Here is a 17,686-nt window from a genome sequence, read left to right as displayed (position 1 = left end):
AGGAAAATCGGAAGCGGCAAAGGTAACGACCTATTCGCTGCCCGCCGGCCAGGAGCCTGCGCCCGGGCTTAGTCCTGCTGGGAGGGCAGGTGCTCAGGCACGGCGGTGGCGGCGCGGTGGGCCAGGCGGTACGTCAGGGCCAGCACCACGTTGTGCTTGGCCGAGGTAACCTGCGGAACAAAATGCCCTTGCTTGTAGGCTGGCAGGTTGTAGTTGGCTTGGTTTACCCAGCCGGCCTGGGCCGTGAGGTGCTTGTTGAACTGGTAGCCGGCCCCGGCGTACACCCGGTTGCGCTCAAACACCGGCCCCTTCGGGTTAAGGAAGATTTCATCGTACACCGACAGGAAGACCGTACCGGGGCCGATGGCGCTTTTGTTGAGGGGCAGAAACGTGTTGAGGCGGTAGCGCAGGCGGTTGCGGGTACCGGTACTGTCGCCGCTGTAGTTAAACCAGCGCTGCTCCAGGCGGTAGCGGTGCTCTACCCGCAGCCGCGCCATGTACTGGTTCAGGGTAATCTGCAGCCAGAGGCGCGCCTCGGTGTTCAGCGGCCCCTCGCCCACTTCCTTTGGCTTGTAGGTGGCGTAGCGCCCCCCCGCCAGCATCACGGTGAAGTTCTTATCGAGGTCGTAGCTGACGCCGCCCTTCAGCTCGTGGTAGAAGTACTGCGAGAACAGGCCATTGGTGCGCACCTGCACCTCGCCGAAGCCGCCCCACTTTTTCTCGGGCGTGCCGGGCAGCTGCACCGTGCCGATAAACCAGCTGCCCCAGGTGCCCGGCGTCTGGGCGCGGCTGAGGGTGGCTTTTCCTACCATTGCCCCCAGGAGGCCCACTGCGCACACGGCTTTGTTCATGACAAGTGCTGGTTTTTAGCGCGGCGAAGGTACAGGAGAACCTGAAAAATCACCGCAGCCTGTCCCAACTTCTTTCCCGCCCCCCGGCCGCCCGGGCGTAGGCTAGCGACCCACGGGTGGCTGCCCCACGCGGGCGTAGTCGAAGCGCACCGGGGGCTGCACGGCGTGGTAGCCGTCGAGGCCCGAAATGCAGGTAGTGCCCAGGGCTTCCAGGTCCAGGGTACCATCGGGGCGCAGGCCTTCTTCGTGCAGGTACACGTGCTCTACCGCCCCCACCAGCAGCACCGTGCCGTTGGAGAGGGGCACCTGCTGCTGCAGGCGCAGCCCGATGCTCACCGGACTCTCGGCCACGTAGGGTGCGGCAAACCCGTCGCGGTACACCGGGGTGAACCCGCAGGCCGCAAACTCCGATACCTCGGGACCGAAGTTGGCGGAGGTATAGTGCGCGGCCGCGGCCCGGGCAAGGGGCACGTGGTTGAGGGTATAGCAGCCGCTGCTGAGCAGGTTCTGATAGGTATGCCGGGGCACCGTAGCCGGCCGCGTAACCAGCCCCAGCAAAGGTGGGTCGGAGCCCAGATGCAGGGCCGAGCTGAAGATGGCCAGGTTGGTGACGCCATCGGGGGCCGCCGTGCCTACCAGGTTGGCGGGCTTAAACCCAGGCAGACTGTTGACCAGATTGAGACGGTAGATTCGCTCCGCCGCGTGGATGTCGGCAGCCGTGAGGTGTAGCATAGAAGGTAGCGTAAGAAACTCAACCATGCAGACCAGCGGCCGGCTGCTTTGTTTCGACTGCCGGCATTTTTCCTGGCCTCCGGGCTTATTTTTCCGGCCGGTCTACGTCCGTAAGCTGGCCCTTCTGCTGCATCACCCGCAAGTCCAGCTGCGAAAGCGAAAACGACTCCTTGCTGTACTTGGCCGGGTCGTTGAGCTTATCCAGCGGGTGCGCGTTGTCGATGGCGTATTCGTTGGCCACCAGCTCCACCGTGTTGCCCTGGGTGCGCACCACTTTCAACAGGCTGTACTCGCCGGCCGAGTCGTTTTCGCGCACGGTGTAGATGTCGCCCACCTGCGGGGCAGCCAGGTAAGCCGCATTTTCCTTTTGGTCGCGCCCACTCGCCCACAGCCCCCAGGCAGCCAGCAACAGCAGCACTACCAGCCCCGACCAGTGCCACCAAGGGGCCATGGTCTGCTTCTTGAGCGTTTGGAGGTCCTCCCGGATGTTGGTGGCCTCGGGAGGCAGCTCTTTCAGGGTCCAGGCCCCCTGGCAGTGCAGGCACTGCGCCACGGCGGGTTTGGCATAGGGCACTAGCGGCACCCAGTAGATGTGGGCGTAACGGCTGAACACGCTCAGGCTCAGTTGCCCGGGGTTGGCGCAGGCCGGGCAGGCCAGCGCCGGCGCCGCCACGGTGCGCACGTGGGAGCCATTGGTTCCGTAAATAATCATTGACGGTAGTAGTATGGGTAACGGGTAAGACCCAAAGGTAGAAACCGCGGCCGGGCGGCCACCGGCTTTATTTTGCCCGCCTACTCTGCCAAGCTGCCCTTGCCTGACTGCGGCAGCTCTGGTCTGCCCCTAGCCGGCCCAAGCAGGCCCCCGATTGCACGGCCGAACAAGCTACTTTTCAGGCGGCCCGCACTTCCTGTCAGAAAGCGGTACCTTACTGCCTCGCTTGTAGTAGCCACCAGCAGGTTGCGGGTTGATTATTGCTTCCCCCGACTTGTATGCCCGACTCTACTTCCCGCCCGCCCGCCGCCCCTGCCCTTGAGGCCGAACTTCAGCGCCTGCGGGCCGAGAATGAACGCCTGCGGGCGGTGCCCAACGCGGCCTACGAGCAAAGCCAGGTGCGCTTTCGGACGGTCTTCGAGAATACGCCCCTGGGCCAGAAAATCATCGACCCCGACCTGAACATTCTTCAGGCCAACCAGGCCCTGGCCGATATGCTGGGCTTTGCGCGGGCCCAGGAGCTGGTAGGGAAGCGTATTCTCGACTTTGCCCACCCCGACCACCTGGCCGACTGGGAAAAGCTCCAGAAAAGCCTGTGGGCCCACAAAGAGCCCTACTTTGTGCTGGAAACCTGCCTGGTGCGGCAGGATGGCACCTCTTTCTGGTGCCAGGTCACGTCCGTGCTGTTCCCCGACGACGGCGGCGAGCTGGGCTACACCACCCTGGAGGATATTTCCGAGCGCAAGAAATTGGCTATAGCGCACCAGCGCCTCTACGATGCCCAGGAAACCATCCTGCACCTTGCCGCCCACGACCTGAAAAGCCCCATCAGCAACATCCAGCTGCTGATTGACTTGCTCAGGCGCGAAGAAGCCCTGCAGCTGCTGCAGCCAGCCGACGCCCAACACAACGTACACAAGCTTTTGAGCTTGATTGAGCAGGCCTGCACGGAGGCCGAGGTACTGCTGAAAGACGTGCTCTACCTGGGGCAGCTGGAAGCTACCAAGCTGGAAACCCACCAAACCAACCTGGGCGCTTTTCTCACCGAGCGGCTCCTGGTTTTTCGGGTAGTGGCGCAGGACAAAGGCATTACCCTGGAGCTGGACCTGCCCCAAGTCCCGCTGATGGCCAACATCCACGCCGATAAGTTTGGCCGCATCCTCGACAACCTGCTCACCAACGCCATGAATTTTACGCCACCCGGCGGCAGCATCTGCGTGCGCCTGCAGCAGCACGAAGGGAACATCCGGCTGGTGGTGAAGGACACGGGCCTGGGCATTCCGCAGGAGCTGCAAGCGAAGGTGTTCGACAAGTTCAGCACGGCGTCCCGCTCCGGCCTCTACGGCGACACCACCACCGGACTGGGCCTGTTCATCACCAAGCAGATTGTGGAGCTGCACGAGGGCAAAATCTGGCTGGAAAGTACGGAGGGCGAAGGCACCACCTTCTTCATCGACCTGGCGTAGCGCACAGGTACAGCAGCAACAAGCAGTCCGTGCGCTAAGCCAATGCCGCGCATACTCGCAGGATGAGTGCCGTAAAAACAGACCGTCATGCTGAGCTTGTCGAAGCATCTCTACCGCTGGCTAATAATAGCGCCGTTGCCCTCAGCCCCAAGCTGCCAAAACGGGTATCTTGCGCCGCTGGGCCACCTATTGCCCGCTCCCCCAATGGCCCTGCTCGATTTCCTGAAAGAACTGCCCTGGCAGGTGGCCCTGCCCCTGTTCCTGGTCGAAAACCTGCTGGTCTTGTTGCTGGCCGTGGGCTTCGGGTACCTGCTCCAATGGCTGTTTGGCCGGACCCGGGCGTTGGGGCCGCTCTACCAGCCGGTGACGCGCCCGGAAATCGGGCTGGCTGCCTGCACCCTGCTCCTTAACACCGGCATTACCTACGCGGGCTGCTGGCTCTGGCAGCAGGGGCTTATCCAGATCCGAACCGGCGTTTCTTACCGGGTGCTGCTCGATTTCCTCGTGCTGTTCCTGGGCATGGACCTGCTCATGTATGTGTTCCACTACCTCATTCACCACACCGTGCTCTACCGCTGGGTGCACGGCCTGCACCACCACTACACCGCCCCCCAGCCTATTGACCTGTTTGTGCTCCACCCCATCGAAACGGTAGGCTTCGGCGGGCTGTGGCTGCTGCTGATGTACGTGTACCCGGCCAGCTTTGCCGCCATTGTGGCCTACCTCACCGTGAACGTGCTGTTTGGGGTGCTGGGCCACTGCGGCGTCGAGCCGTTTCCGGCTTCCTGGGCGCGCCACCCCCTGCTCAGGCACCTGGGCTCCTCCGGCTTCCATTTCCAGCACCACCAGCACGACACCCACAACTTCGGCTTCTACACCTCCCTCTGGGACTGGCTGTTCGGCACGTACGCGGGGCCTTCATCCTCTTGAGTTTACTAATATTGCTTCAGCCTGATATTCTGCCCTATGAGTTAACTCTGCGCTAACAAGAGCCAAAGTTGGAGAGTTGTCAGAAATACTATGATCTTCCGGTATACTTGAACAACCGTTGTCTCCTTGCTCATTATTTAATTTAATCAAGCGCCTATGCGTCTTTTTACAATCCCTGCTATCGTCAATCAGCTTGGCTTTCTGATTTTATTAGGCATAACTATTCTCACACCCTACGCAGGGCACGCTCAAACAGTCGAGTTTGGCCACGCTGTGTCCGCTGGGCACACACGAAATCGGGGGGAAAGCTGGGGAGGAAGATTGGCCGTCGATACGGATGGCAATATCTATGTGGTCGGGAGCTTTGGCGGTAGTCTATACTTTGGCGACCTGGAGTTAATAAGCTATAGAAATCAGACAAACATGTTTGTAGCCAAGTTTGATGCTCGGGGTAATTACCTCTGGGCTAAACAGGTTGGAGGTTCTTCCCGTCCCTCTGTCACTGCCGTAGACGTTGATGCGCAAGGGAATGTATACGTTGCGGGATCCTATGGCAATGAAGCTGTCTTTGGCACCATCATCCTACCGGCTTCCTCCAATCAACGGGCTAACGTCTTCGTAGCCAAGCTCGATACGAACGGCAATTGGCTGTGGGCCACACAAGGGGGCAACAATGGCGAAGCCTATGCGTCGGCCTTGGTAGTGGAGGAAACAGGCAGCTTGCTGGTAGCAGGTGGATTTAGCAGTACTCAAGCTACTTTTGGCTCCTCTATCCTTACCAATGCTTCTGCTGTTGGTGGCAGCACCGATATTTACGTGGCTCAACTCGATGCTAACAATGGTCAGTGGCTTAAGGCTCAGAGCATAGGTTCTCCTGCTATCGAATCCATTCATTTCATGGATTTAGACGCCGCTGGTAATGCCTACATAGGTGGCACGTTTCAGGGCGCCAGCTTTCAGATTGGTAGCACCTTGCTGACTAACGCTGCCCCGAACACTAATGACGTCTTTGTGGCAAAGCGTACGCCTATGGGCAGTTGGTCGTGGGCAGCCAGTGCAGGCGGTATCGACCATGAAAGTATACTGGGCATAACCGTTGAGCGCAGTGGTCAGGTCTATATCACAGGTAGCTTATCTAGTCGGGTATCTATGTTTGGCACTACTACGTTGGACAATAAAGGTCAGGAGAATACTATCGACACCTATGTTGCAGCCTTAAAGGAAGATGGTACTTGGCGCTGGGCAACGCAGAGTGGTAGTGACGCGCATGACTTTGCCAGCGGTATCGTGCTTACCCCGAATGGGGACTTGGTAGTGGCAGGAGGTTTTTTTGGCCCAACTATGCAGATAGGGTCAACCACGTTGAAGAATTCTGGCTCTGAAACCACGGAAGACCTCTACGTAGCCAGGCTCAGTTCAGCCGGGCAATGGCTGGGCGCCAAAAGCACCGGTGGTGAGGCCGATGAAGAAGTATACCGCGCAGTTCTTATGCCTGATGGGGGCATTTGCTTATTAGGCAATTATTGGGGCCAAGCTGCTTTTGGCACTACCACTTTAGCAGGTGGTGGCTTACCCAACATCTTTTTAGCTTGGCTTGACGATAACCAAGCAGTACCGGCTGTTGCCAGCTTGGCTCCTAACAGTGGTGCTCCTGGGCAGGAAGTTACCCTCAATGGCTCTGGCTTTGTGGGGGTCAGGGAGGTATACTTCAACGGAGTTCCGGCGGCGGCACTGCGCGTACAATCATCAACTCAACTCTTGGCTAAAGTGCCTGAGGGAGTTATATCGGGCCCCATCAGTGTGCGCACTAGGGTGGGCACAGGCGAGTCCAGTAGTTTCTTTCACGCAGCAGTCTCTACGGCCACTGCATCGGCCGCAGCTAACTCTTTCACGCTGTACCCCAACCCTGCTACTAACTGGCTGACCCTCTCTATCCTTCCTGCCGGCAGCCGCATCCAACTGCATGATGCCCTCGGCCGCGTAGTGCGCGCAACTTCTCTGACCGCACAAAAACAGGTATCCGTTGTGGGCCTCACGCCTGGCCTCTACACCCTGCAGGCTACCGATGCGCAGGGCCGCCGGTATACCAGTCGCGTGCAGGTTCAATAAGCTTTTTCAGCCCAAAACAGCCGCCCCGTAATCCGGGGCGGCTATTTGTATTTTTCCGTAGTGCAGGGTTTGGAGAAGATTCGGAGTGGGTTCGGTGTGCCTTCGGTCAAACTGGCCACTTTACCTAATCCGAGCTGGAGCTACAAGTTGTACTCCACCGGGAAGCAACAACTACAAGGTGCGGGTAGTAGTGCTCAGGTTGCCGGGCTTATCCGTGGCCCAGATGGTTATTTTGTCGCCCGCCAGGGAAGCGTTGGCTTTCTTAGCGGTGAAGGTCCAGTCCAGGCCGTTGGCGTCCGGCACGGCGGCACCTTCCTCCACCAGCGTCCCGTCACTGTTCTCGATGCGCACCGTCACGGCCTGCACCCGGAAATCATCCGTCACCCGCACCCGCAGCGTGTCGCCTATTTTGCCGGTATAGTACGTCAGGTCGATTTCGTGAATGTCGGGAGCCTGCATAAAGTCGGCTACGGCGATGGTGTAGGCAGTACTACCATCTTCGTCGCGGGCAGCCTCATACGCGGCCTTGCTGGCGGGGTCTGCCAGTTGCGCCTTGGCATAGAGGGCCGCCTGCTGAAACTGCTCCCGCTGGGCCAGCTGCTTGGCCGTGGGCGCCTTGTCCGTTTCGCGCGGGGCCGCCGATACAATGGTTCGGTCGCCCACCTGCCGGAATACCAGCGTGCCGCCGATGGTGCCGCTCAGGCCCTGGGTGATAATGTTGTTCTTAACGCGTGCCATAAACGTAAATAAGTGAAAGGTGAATAATGCCTGCCTAACGCCCTCCCGCTTGCTAGTATTATACATTCGCTATATGTTTTTTACGGTCGGTACCGGGCCCCGCTGGTACCCGGGCCGTGTGGCCGGCCTCGCCGGTAACTCGTTGCCCGTGTTGGGTATCCGCGTCGTTGCCGTTGTGAGGTAGCCCGGGTACTGCGGCCCGGCCGCAACCGCTAATTTCATGGGCTGATAGCAGAGTAGTAATTTACCTGCTCGTATAGCGCCCACACTTCCTTTCAACTTGCGTGCGGCTGCCTACAACGCTGTTATTCCCATCTCCTTCGTTTTTATGCCCCTTTCTACTTCCGCTTTTCTTCGCGGCTCGGCCCTCCTGCTCACGGTGCTGGGCTGTAGCTCCGGAGCCTGGGCCCAAACAGCCCCCACCTGGCAAGCCGCCTATAACATGGGAACAGGCTCGCAGTATGCCACCATGATAGGAGTAGATGCCGCTGGCAACACCTACGAGGTGGGCGGCTTTACCAATACGACCACCATAGGCACTACCACGCTCACCAGCCTGGGTAACGTGGATGGCTACCTGGCCAAATACGCCCCCGATGGTACCGTGGCCTGGGTACGGCAACTGGGCTCCCCCGGCAACGACCTGGCCGTGGCCTTAGCCCTCGATGCGGCCGGAAATCCCTACATCACGGGCAACTTTTCGGGTACTATCTCGCTTGGCAACGGCCTCACCCTGGAGGATGGGGCCAGCACCACGGGCAAGTCTTTCGTGGTCCGGTACACCCCCGACGGCACCCCCACCTGGGCCCGGCAGAGCGTCCCCAGTACCCGCACCAATGGGGGCAACGACCTAGACCTGGATGACCAGGGGCACGTAGTCGTCTCGGGCATTTACAGCAGCAGCCTCAGCATCGGCTCCACCAACATCACCTATCCCGGGCCGATGGGTACCCCTGGCTCCTTTGGCACCTACCTGGCCCGCTTCGACGCCGCTACCGGAGAGTTACAGTCGCTCACGCCCAGCGTGTTCTATGTCCCAGCTGCCGGCACTACCTCCGCTACCTACGCTGCTCCCCGCGTCACGGTGGCTCCTACGGGAGAAATGTATCTGCTCACGGTTTTCACCCAGCCCGCTGTGGTGGGTAGCACCACCTTCACTACCCGGGGCGAAAACGACATCCTCCTGGTGAAATACGATGCGGCCGGCACACCGCAGTGGGCCAGGCAGCTGGGTGGCCCCGCCGCCGACTACAACGGGGAAGGGCTGGTAGATGCGGCTGGCAACCTCTACCTGGCGGGGGGCTTTACCGGTGAAGCCAACTTCGATGGTAAAACCGTCACCAGCGCGGGTAACTTCGATGGGTTTCTGCTCCGCTACTCGCCCGAGGGCAGCCTGCAGTGGGTAAGCACCTCCGGTGGCCCCGGCTCCGATGGCTGGAGTGGCCTCGCACTGGACGAGGCCGGCTACCCGTACCTTTCCGGCAACTTCGCCGAAACTGCCCACCTAGGCACCAGCACTGTTACCAGTGCGGGCAGCCGCGACGCGCTAGTGGCGGCCTACACCCCCCAGGGACAGGTGCGCTGGACCCAGCAGGCCGGCGGCACCGGCTTCGACAACGCCCGCCAGCTTGGGTTCGACGCCAACGGTATCCTGCACGTCCTGGGGTCTTTTGAAGGCACCAGCGCCTTCGGGACACTGTCGCTCAGTACCGGCGCCCGGACCACGTTTCTGGCCCAGCTCGGAGGTACGGCACTGGCCGTGCACCCGAGCCAGACCACGCAACTCAGCGCCTATCCCAACCCCGCCTACCACGTAGTACACCTGCCGGGTTTGCCTACCGGCACCTCCGTCCGTTTCGTTGATGCCCTGGGCCGCCTGGCGTACCAAGCGCCCATCAGCGCAACCGGACAGGTAGCGGTGATGGGCCTCAAGCCCGGCCTCTATACCCTGCGCGCCACCGATGCCCTGGGCCGCCGCTACACCAGCCGCGTGCAGGTACAGTAGTGCCCGCCTGCCCCCCCATTCCCCATAGCTGAGCGGTAGGCCAGCAGGGCGCGCTACGCCCGCTGGTCTGTAGTTGGGTCGTGCCCGCCCCGGATGCTGTGTTGTCGGCCTGCGGGAGCTTAGTGGGCTGCCTTCCTGTCGGGCTTCGCTATATCCCCCCGTCAATTCCTATCTTCCGCCCAAACTTCACCTTCCCCCCTCTATGCCCGAAGAACAGCAAGGCCACTTTCAGCGCGCCATCACCCTCTTTGACGCCATCATGATTGTGACCGGGAGCATGATTGGCTCCGGTATTTTTATTGTGTCGGCCGACATTGCCCGGCAGGTAGGCAGCAGCGGCTGGCTCTTGGTGGTATGGCTGCTCACGGGCGTCATCACCATGGCCGGGGCCGTGAGCTACGGGGAGTTGGCCTCCATGTTTCCGAAGGTCGGCGGCCAGTACGTGTACCTGCGCGAAGCCTTTGGCCGCCTCACCGCCTTCCTCTACGGCTGGACGCTGTTTCTCGTGATTCAGACCGGCGTAATTGCCGCCGTGGCCGTGGCCTTCGCCAAGTTCACGGGGGTGCTGGTGCCCTGGTTTTCGGTGAAGAACGTGCTGTTCCGCCTCGGGCCGTTTGACTTCAGCAGTGTACAGCTGCTGGCCATCATCCTCATTGTGGGCATCACGGCCCTCAATGCTCAGGGCGTGCGCACCGGCAAGCTTATTCAGAACGTGCTGGGCTCCACCAAGCTGGTGGCCCTGGCTTTGCTCATCATCGGCGGCCTGGTGCTGGGCCTCAACGCCGAAGCCGTGCAGGCCAACTTTGCCGATATGTGGACGGCCACCCGCTACCCCGCGCCCGGCGTCACGGCCTCGCCCCTGCCCCTAAACCTGTCCGGCCTCGTGGTAGCCATCGGCATGGCCATGACCGGCTCCCTGTTCTCCTCCGACTCCTGGAACAACATCGGCTTCGCGGGCGAGGAAATCGTGAACCCCGAGCGGACGCTGGTGCGCAGCATGGCCACCGGCACCGCCATCGTCACGGCCCTCTACATTCTGGTGAACGTGGTCTACCTGCTGGCTTTGCCCCTGGTTGGCTCGCCGGAGGCTACTACCCTGGCTGGCCGCGGCATCCAGTACGCCACCGACGACCGGGTAGCCACCGCCGTAGCCGAGCACGTGCTGGGGCCGGTGGGTGCCATCGTTATGGCCGTGCTCATCATGCTCAGCACCTTCGGGGCCAACAACGGCATTATCCTGAGCGGGGCCCGCGCCTACTTTGCCATGGCCAAAGACGGGCTGTTCTTCTCCGGCCTGGCCCGCCTGAATGCGGCCGGTGTGCCGGCCCGCGCCCTGTGGGTGCAGTGCCTGTGGGCGTCCCTGCTGTGCCTAAGCGGCTCCTACGGGCAGCTGCTCAACTACGTCATGTTCTCGGTGATTCTGTTCTACGTCATCACCATCATCGGCATTTTCGTGCTGCGCCGCACCCGGCCCGAGGCCCCGCGCCCCTACCGCGCCTGGGGCTACCCCCTGGTGCCGGGCCTCTACGTGGCCCTGGCCTCGGCCTTCTGCATCATCCTGCTCCTGGCCCCCGACACGGCCGAGTACTCCCGCTACGGTCTGCTGCTGGTCGCCCTGGGCGTGCCGGTGTACTATATCTTCCGCAGCCGCCTGGGCAGTACGCCGGCTGCCTAGGGCTGCTCCAGCGGTGTGCTATACAGGCTGCACAAAAAAGGCCCCGGCTGGTAAGCCGGGGCCTTTTTACGTTTGGGGTTATCTGGCTTCTTATCTGCGTTTCAGAGAGAGGGCCAGCCCTGTTCTAGCGGCGGCGGCGCTTGGCTCCGTCCTTGGGCAGCAGGGTTACGTTGACAGCCTGGCCCGTGCGGGCCCGGGTTACCTGGTCCTGGTAGCCGCCGTAGCCGTAGGTGAGCGTGTTTTCGCCCACGGGTACCTCAATGGTGTAGTTGCCGTTGGCGTCGGTGCTGGCAATTTTCTTCGAGCCGTTCAGGAACACCGTGGCGCCGGCCAGGGGCTGCCCATCCTCATCCAGCACGCGGCCCTTGAGGTTGGTGGTTTGGGGGGCTTCCTCCACGGCGGGCGCCGGGGCGGGTGCAGCGGCCACCACCGGGGCTTCTTCTACGGGAGCCGCCGCGGGGGCGGCATCGGCCGCCGGCGTGGCAGCTACGGTGGCACTACCAGCAGTGGCGGGAGCAGCCGTTTTGGTTGTGGTCGTTGTCTTCACGGTAGTCGTTGCGGCATCGGCCGCTGCAGCCTCTTCCGTGGTGGCCTCAGCCGCCGCAGGCTTCTCCGAGGTCCCAGTCACGCTGGCCTCCCCATCGAGCAGCACTGCCCCGGCAAAAGACGTCGAAGTACCATCGGCTTTCTTGGTGGTGCCGGGAGCAAAGGCAATGCCCAGCCCCGCCAGCAGCAGCACCGCGCCCACAATGAGGCCCAGGCGCGTGTTGCCGGCCGAGAGGGCCCGCTCTTCTTCTTCCCAGGCAGCGTTATCGTTTTCGTAAGGGTTCTGGCTCATACGCAGTAGCAAGAGGTTATGGGGTGGATTAGAAAAAGGTTAGAATTCGGAACAAGGACCTCGAGCGAGGGCGGCAAGCCGGCGTTGCCGCACTTGAGTTGCTAAATATATTTTGTCGGAGGGCGATAATCCTAATTTTTTTAAGCCGAATCTTTCCCCTATTCCACTTATTGTACTACTCTTCACTACTTGTGGCCTCTTTTCTGAGCGCCTATTCCCCTAGGCACCCTGCCTAAATGCAAAAAACCCCGCTCAGGGTTCTGAGCGGGGCTGATGGCACGCGGTAGGCGTGGTTAGTCGTGGGCGGGGCGGGCCGGGCCCGAGGGAGCTTCCTCCCCAAACTCCTGGTCGCGGGTACGGATGGGGTTGCCCATATCGTAGCTGCCCTCCACGTCGAAGCCGGGGCCCTGCTTCTGCTCGCTCACCGGGGCCGAGCCGTGGTCGTTGGCGCCATAAGGCGTGGTATCGTCGCCGTGGATGTGCAGGTTCTCGAGCTGGTCCTTCTGGTTGTTGCGCTGGTCGTAGCCGTTGGCGCCAGTGTTGCGCTGGGCCGAAGGGTCGCTGGACTGCTTTTCGTTGCTTTGGTCTTCCTTGTACTCCCGCTCCTTTTCGAGCTGCTCGTTGTGGGCGGCTTTATTTTCGGAGGCGGGCACGTTTTCGTTCTGGTTGGTGGGCGTTGCCATAGTATTTCGCTGGTTGAAGGGTGATGCTACTCTCCTACGCGCGGGGCGCCGCATAGTTCCAAGGAAACGTACCCGTCTACATCCGCCGGGGCCGGCGCGTGCGTATGGCAGGTGGGCCCGGTTTTCTGCTCATCTTTGCCAGCATTCCGCTGGCTGTCTTTCCTGCTTTTTTATGCACCTGGTTATCATCGGCAATGGCATTGCGGGCGTGAGCTGCGCCCAAACCGTGCGCCGCCTGCAGCCCGAGGCCCGCATCACGCTGGTTTCTTCGGAAAGCCCGCACCACTTCTCCCGGCCGGCCCTCATGTACCTCTACATGGGCCACATGCGCTGGGAAGACGTGAAGCCCCACGCCGACTGGTACTGGCCGGAAAACCGCCTGGAGCTGGTGCACTACCACGCCACGGCCATTGACGTGGAGAAGAGGCTGGTACACCTTGCCGCCGGCCCGCCTCTGGCCTACGACGCCCTGCTGCTGGCTACCGGCGCCACCACGCGCTACGCCGACTGGCCCGGGCAGCAGCTAAGTGGGGTGCAGGGCCTGGTTTCGAAAGCCGACGTGGAGCTGATGGCGGCCACTACCCCCGGCGTGCAGCAGGCCGTGGTGGTGGGCGGCGGCCTTATTGGGGTAGAGCTGGCCGAGATGCTGCACGCCCGGCGCATTCCCGTCACCGTGCTCGTGCGCGATGCCCACTACTGGGGCTCCGTGCTGCCCCCGGAAGAAGCGGCCCTGGTTGATGCGGAGTTCCGCCGACATGGCGTGCTGGTGCAGTACCGCACTGAGCTGGCCGAGCTCCTTGGCGACGAGGGCGGGCGGGTGCAGGCCGTGCGCACCTCCACCGGTCAGGAGCTGCCCGCCCAGTGGGTGGGCATAGCCACCGGAGTGCAGCCCAATCTTAGCCTGGCGCAGAGCGCGGGCCTCGACACCGACCGGGGAGTGCTGGTGGATGAGCTGCTGCAAACCTCCGTGCCGGGCATCTACGCTGCCGGCGATTGTGCCCAGCGCCGCCAGCCCCCGCCCGGGGAGGCGGCCATTGAGCCGCTCTGGTACACGGGCCGCATGCAGGGCGAAACCGTGGCCCACACCATCTGCGGGCAACTTACTCCTTACCGTCGGGGTCCGTGGTTTAACTCGGCCAAATTCTTCGACCTCGAATACCAGACTTACGGCGTGGTTCCGCCCCGCCCCGTAGAAGGCCAGGCCAGCTTCTGGTGGCAGCCCGCCCGCGGCCACTGCGGCCTGCGCCTGCACTACCGCCTCGACGACAACCTCACCCTTCTTGGCCTAAACGCTCTGGGTTTGCGGCTGCGCCACGCGGTCTGCGACGGGTGGCTCCGCCAGGGGGTATCGGTGCGCCACGCCCTGGAGCACCTGGGAGAAGCTAACTTTGACCCGGAGTTCTTCCCTCAGCACGAAGAGGCCGTCCTAGCCGCCTTCAACCAACAAAACCCGACGCTGCTACCCTTGGTTTTACGTCGCCGCAAGGGCCTGCTGACCCGCCTTTTTTCCACCTAGTCTCCCCCATGAACGATAAACCCGATTTCCGAAAGCTCTACCACCCGGCGTCCTTCAATGCCTGGCAATACATTGCCTTGGTGGGCATAGTGATGAGCCTGGGGGCCCAGCTTATTCTTTCTCTGATCAGCCATCCGCAGCCGGCTGGCTTCCACTGGCTGTATGTGTGCTGGGCGGGCCTGTTCGTGGTGGGCACCCTCAGCAATTTCTTCAGCAAGCCCCCTACCGGCCACCATCATCACTAGCAGTGGCTAGTTGACTGAATGGCTACACCAATAAGCCGTTATGCTGAGCGCAGCCGAAGCATTTTCACTGCTGACTGATTCATGACATGAGGACAAAGCGGTAGCGATGCATCGACTCCGCTCAGCATGGCGTTCTGAACTACACCGTTGTATGACTACAATTTCCTCCTTCCCTGCCCAACCCCTGGCCCACCCTACCCCGGCTACTGCCCCGGCCGAGCGGAGCTGGCTGGCTTTGGTTGCCCTGGGCCTGCTGGCTTTGCTGGTGACGGCGGCAGCCCCGGCGGGCCTGCGCGGGCCGGCTTTCTGGCTGGGTATAGCCCTGCTGAGCGCGGGCACGCTGGGCTGGAGCTGGTGGAAATTTGGCCAGGGTCCGGCCGGGGTGCGCCACAACTTTCTGTGGGCCCGCTCCAGCACGGCCCGGGGCGCCGTGGCCTGGATGACGGGCATCGTCCTGACGGGCTTTTACGTGGTACTGTACTGGTGGCCGCAGTACCTGGAAAACCTCATCCGCCCCCTCGACGGCCTCAGCCAAACCCTGCGCCACCGGCCCGCCGACCAGTGGTTTCTCTACGGCACGTTCTACACGCTGGCGGTGCTGCTGATGGGGGCGCGGGCTTTGTATAAGTACCGCCACTCCCCCTACCAGCGTATTCGCACGGGGTCGGTTATGTTTTTTCAGCTGGGCTTTTCCTGGCTGCTGCCGGGGCTGCTGCTGGCCCTGCAGAAGCCGGAGTTCTACTTCAGCTACTTCTGGCCCCTCAAGTACGACTACCTCTTTCCCGGCACTGTGGACTACCTCGTGCGCGACGGCCGGGCCCTGGGCGTGTTTATGGTGTTCTGGGGCGCGGTGATGTCGTTGGTCGCCACGCCGGTGCTGACGTACTTCTTCGGGAAGCGCTGGTACTGCTCCTGGGTGTGCGGCTGCGGAGCCCTGGCCGAAACCGCCGGCGACCAGTACCGCCACCTCTCCGACAAAAGCCGCACAGCCTGGCGCTGGGAAGTGCGTCTCATCTATCCCATCCTGGGCTTTATCGTGCTGGTTACGGCGCTGTTGTGGCTGGGTGCGGCGGGCGTGCTGCCGGGCTGGTTTACTTCGCCTCACAGCTCGGGCTTGCCCCTGGTTGATGGGGTGAGCCCGCTCGAAGGGCTGAGCAAGGTATACGGCTTCTTTATCGGGTCTATCTTCTCCGGGGTCATTGGCGTGGGTGCCTACCCGCTGATGGGCGCGCGGGTGTGGTGCCGCTTCGGGTGCCCCATGGCGGCGTACCTGGGGTTGCTGCAGAAGCACTTTTCCCGCTTCCGCATCAGCACCAACGGCGGGCAGTGCATCAGCTGCGGCAACTGCTCCAACGTGTGCGAGATGGGCATCGACGTGAAGCAGTACGCCCAGCGCGGGGAGCCCATCATTCGGGCCGCGTGCGTAGGCTGCGGCCTGTGCAGCACGGCCTGCCCCCGCGGCGTGCTCAACCTGGAAAACGGCCCGCGCGAAGGGCGCTACCAGGCCTCTCCCCTGATTTCGGCCGAGAGTCTGCGGATATTGGAATAACCCGAGCTACCGCTGGGCTTGCACAGCCGGAGCCAGGGAGTTCTTTAGCTGGGCTAGTTGCTGCTGCAGCGTTTGCAGCATTGCGTGGTCGGCTTGCTGGGCGGCCTGGGCCTGTTCGGCACGCTGGGTTTGGATGAGCAGTTTGGCATCCAGTTCTTTGATGGCTTCGAGCAGCACGGGCGTGAGTTGGGCGTAGTTCACGGCTTTGTAGCCCTGAGCATCAGTGCTCACCAACTCAGGATATATTTTCTCGATTTCCTGGGCCAACACCCCCACTTGCTCAGCCCCGGCTTGCCCGCCATGCTGCACACCCAGAGCATTCCACTGGTAACGCACTCCGCGCAAAGAACGCACGGCGGCCAGGGCGCCACTAAGGGGGCGCACATCCTTCTTAAAGCGTACATCGGAAGCCGACACGTTGCTGCCGCGGATGGTGCCGTTCACGTCGAGCCTATACGCTGGGGCGGTGGTGCCGACCCCTACATTGCCCGTGCCTTGGTCCCAAGTCATAACAGCCACGGCCCCGGCACCGTTCAGGCGGTCCAGAATCAGGCGGTCTGCGGTGCTGCCGCCCTCGTTACCCCCGTTATTATGACGCAGGTTCCAGCCGTAGTTGACATCATTTTCGCGGAAGCGTAATGTGGCTCCATTCACGCTGTTGTTGGTATTGGAGTGCAGCAGCAGTGAGGGCGTGGCCATGCCCCCTAGTTCCACTTGGCCAGAGTTGCTGATGGTGAGGCCTTGACTTCCGCCGTTGCCCACTAGTTTGTAAGTACCCAGGTTGAAGTTACCTCCCGCCGCCGTTATCGGCATCCACTTGCCGTTGCCTACCCCGTCGGAGGTGAGCACCTTGCCTACGCCCTGCGTACCATCGACGATGCGGATGGCCGAGTTGGCGTTGACGTAGCCAGGGTGACCAGCCAGGCCCACCCAGCGCAGGGGCTGCCCGGGGCGGCCCGCCGTGAAGATGCCGCCCCAACCTTCGGAGCGGTAGGCGTTGCCCCACACGGCGTAGTCGATATCCACGCCGTATGGCCCCACACCATAGCCCGAGAGCATGGTGCGGGTGTAGTTGCGGCCGTAGATGCTGCGGGTCATCAGGGCCACGCTTTTGCTGGGTACTAAGGAGCGGATTTCCACTTGGGAAGTCGAGTCGCCGAGAGCAGCGGTTGCAATGCCCTGCAGGCGTTTGTTGTTCAGGTCCAGGGTTTGCGTGGCCACGTGGTTGCCGAGGTTGTCGCCGCTACGGGCCTTGTCGGGGATGAAGAGCCAGGTACCACTCATAGCGTACCAGAAGCCCCGGCGGCCATTGGTTTGAAACACCATCAGGCCGTCGGGCGGGCTACCGATGCCCACGCGCGTTACAGAGTCCATCCGCGGAATCAGCAGACCCTTGTCGGTGGCGGAGAGGTCGAGTACCGCTTTGGGATCAGGAGCGCCGGCTGAGCCGATACGTACGCCGCCGGTTTGGGCTACGGCGGCACTTATAGTGCAGGCAGCCAGGCCACAATAAATATAAAAGTGCTTCATAGGATTCGGACGCACAGAATTTTTGCTGGCCAAATCTAATTAAATTACTACTTCATCCTGCTAAATGAATGGCAAATAGTAGCTCAAGCCGCGCCCCGCCTGGAAGC

The 17,686-nt window shown here is 61.9% G+C and carries 15 protein-coding genes; 8 read left to right on the top strand and 7 right to left on the bottom strand.

Going from position 1 to position 17,686, the window contains the following annotated elements:
* Nucleotides 1–68 precede the first annotated feature (68 nt).
* From HER32_RS19135 to HER32_RS19125, 3 genes are all read right to left on the bottom strand, one after another.
* Complete coding sequence (locus tag HER32_RS19135; protein ID WP_149071707.1) at nt 69–851, bottom strand: DUF2490 domain-containing protein; 783 nt, start codon at nt 849–851, stop codon at nt 69–71.
* A 102-nt stretch (nt 852–953) separates the two neighbouring features.
* Entirely contained in the window at nt 954–1,583 is a 630-nt protein-coding gene (locus HER32_RS19130; protein WP_149071708.1) for a flavin reductase family protein, read from the bottom strand.
* Between the two features lie 85 nt (nt 1,584–1,668).
* A complete protein-coding gene (locus HER32_RS19125) occupies nt 1,669–2,295 on the bottom strand; it encodes a hypothetical protein (RefSeq protein WP_168683025.1) in 627 nt (208 codons plus the stop codon).
* 278 nt (nt 2,296–2,573) lie between these two features.
* On the opposite strand from HER32_RS19125, the gene HER32_RS19120 reads away from it, so the two are divergent.
* The 3 genes from HER32_RS19120 to HER32_RS19110 all read left to right on the top strand — a co-directional run bounded on the left by HER32_RS19120 (nt 2,574) and on the right by HER32_RS19110 (nt 6,800).
* Nucleotides 2,574–3,761, top strand: a complete 1,188-nt coding sequence (locus HER32_RS19120) for a PAS domain-containing sensor histidine kinase (RefSeq protein ID WP_168683024.1) — start codon at nt 2,574–2,576, stop codon at nt 3,759–3,761.
* 204 nt (nt 3,762–3,965) lie between these two features.
* The gene (locus HER32_RS19115; RefSeq protein ID WP_149071711.1) at nt 3,966–4,691 is read left to right on the top strand and encodes a sterol desaturase family protein; all 726 of its coding nucleotides are present in this window, start codon (nt 3,966–3,968) and stop codon (nt 4,689–4,691) included.
* A 156-nt stretch (nt 4,692–4,847) separates the two neighbouring features.
* Nucleotides 4,848–6,800, top strand: a complete 1,953-nt coding sequence (locus HER32_RS19110) for a T9SS type A sorting domain-containing protein (RefSeq protein ID WP_149071712.1) — start codon at nt 4,848–4,850, stop codon at nt 6,798–6,800.
* A 171-nt stretch (nt 6,801–6,971) separates the two neighbouring features.
* On the opposite strand, the gene HER32_RS19105 is transcribed toward HER32_RS19110, so the two are convergent.
* Nucleotides 6,972–7,538, bottom strand: coding sequence for a hypothetical protein (locus tag HER32_RS19105; RefSeq protein ID WP_149071713.1), 567 nt, complete (start codon nt 7,536–7,538; stop codon nt 6,972–6,974).
* A gap of 328 nt (nt 7,539–7,866) precedes the next feature.
* On the opposite strand from HER32_RS19105, the gene HER32_RS19100 reads away from it, so the two are divergent.
* Both HER32_RS19100 and HER32_RS19095 read left to right on the top strand, forming a co-directional pair.
* Nucleotides 7,867–9,543: an SBBP repeat-containing protein gene (locus tag HER32_RS19100; protein ID WP_168683023.1), complete on the top strand. Its 1,677-nt coding sequence runs from the start codon at nt 7,867–7,869 to the stop codon at nt 9,541–9,543.
* A 202-nt stretch (nt 9,544–9,745) separates the two neighbouring features.
* Complete coding sequence (locus tag HER32_RS19095; RefSeq protein WP_168683022.1) at nt 9,746–11,218, top strand: APC family permease; 1,473 nt, start codon at nt 9,746–9,748, stop codon at nt 11,216–11,218.
* A gap of 124 nt (nt 11,219–11,342) precedes the next feature.
* Here HER32_RS19095 and HER32_RS19090 read toward each other — a convergent pair whose 3' ends face one another.
* Both HER32_RS19090 and HER32_RS19085 read right to left on the bottom strand, forming a co-directional pair.
* Entirely contained in the window at nt 11,343–12,056 is a 714-nt protein-coding gene (locus HER32_RS19090; protein WP_168683021.1) for a carboxypeptidase-like regulatory domain-containing protein, read from the bottom strand.
* Nucleotides 12,057–12,349: 293 nt separating this feature from the next.
* On the bottom strand, nt 12,350–12,739 hold the full coding sequence (locus tag HER32_RS19085; RefSeq protein WP_232066315.1) for a hypothetical protein: 390 nt from the start codon (nt 12,737–12,739) through the stop codon (nt 12,350–12,352).
* 172 nt (nt 12,740–12,911) lie between these two features.
* Here HER32_RS19085 and HER32_RS19080 point away from each other — a divergent pair, with 172 nt between their 5' ends.
* From HER32_RS19080 to HER32_RS19070, 3 genes are all read left to right on the top strand, one after another.
* The gene (locus HER32_RS19080; RefSeq protein ID WP_168683020.1) at nt 12,912–14,255 is read left to right on the top strand and encodes an NAD(P)/FAD-dependent oxidoreductase; all 1,344 of its coding nucleotides are present in this window, start codon (nt 12,912–12,914) and stop codon (nt 14,253–14,255) included.
* Between the two features lie 8 nt (nt 14,256–14,263).
* Nucleotides 14,264–14,500 (top strand): hypothetical protein, encoded by a 237-nt coding sequence (locus HER32_RS19075; RefSeq protein WP_149071718.1) that lies wholly within the window; start codon nt 14,264–14,266, stop codon nt 14,498–14,500.
* A gap of 151 nt (nt 14,501–14,651) precedes the next feature.
* Nucleotides 14,652–16,049, top strand: a complete 1,398-nt coding sequence (locus tag HER32_RS19070) for a 4Fe-4S binding protein (RefSeq protein WP_168683019.1) — start codon at nt 14,652–14,654, stop codon at nt 16,047–16,049.
* Between the two features lie 6 nt (nt 16,050–16,055).
* On the opposite strand, the gene HER32_RS19065 is transcribed toward HER32_RS19070, so the two are convergent.
* Entirely contained in the window at nt 16,056–17,579 is a 1,524-nt protein-coding gene (locus HER32_RS19065; protein WP_168683018.1) for a tail fiber domain-containing protein, read from the bottom strand.
* Between the last annotated feature and the right edge of the window lie 107 nt (nt 17,580–17,686).

The organism is Hymenobacter sp. BT18, assembly GCF_012273015.1.
Taxonomy (GTDB): Bacteria; Bacteroidota; Bacteroidia; order Cytophagales; family Hymenobacteraceae; genus Hymenobacter; species Hymenobacter lutimineralis.
The sequence above is the reverse complement of the archived record's forward strand: the minus strand, read 5'-3'. Positions and strand labels throughout refer to the sequence as shown.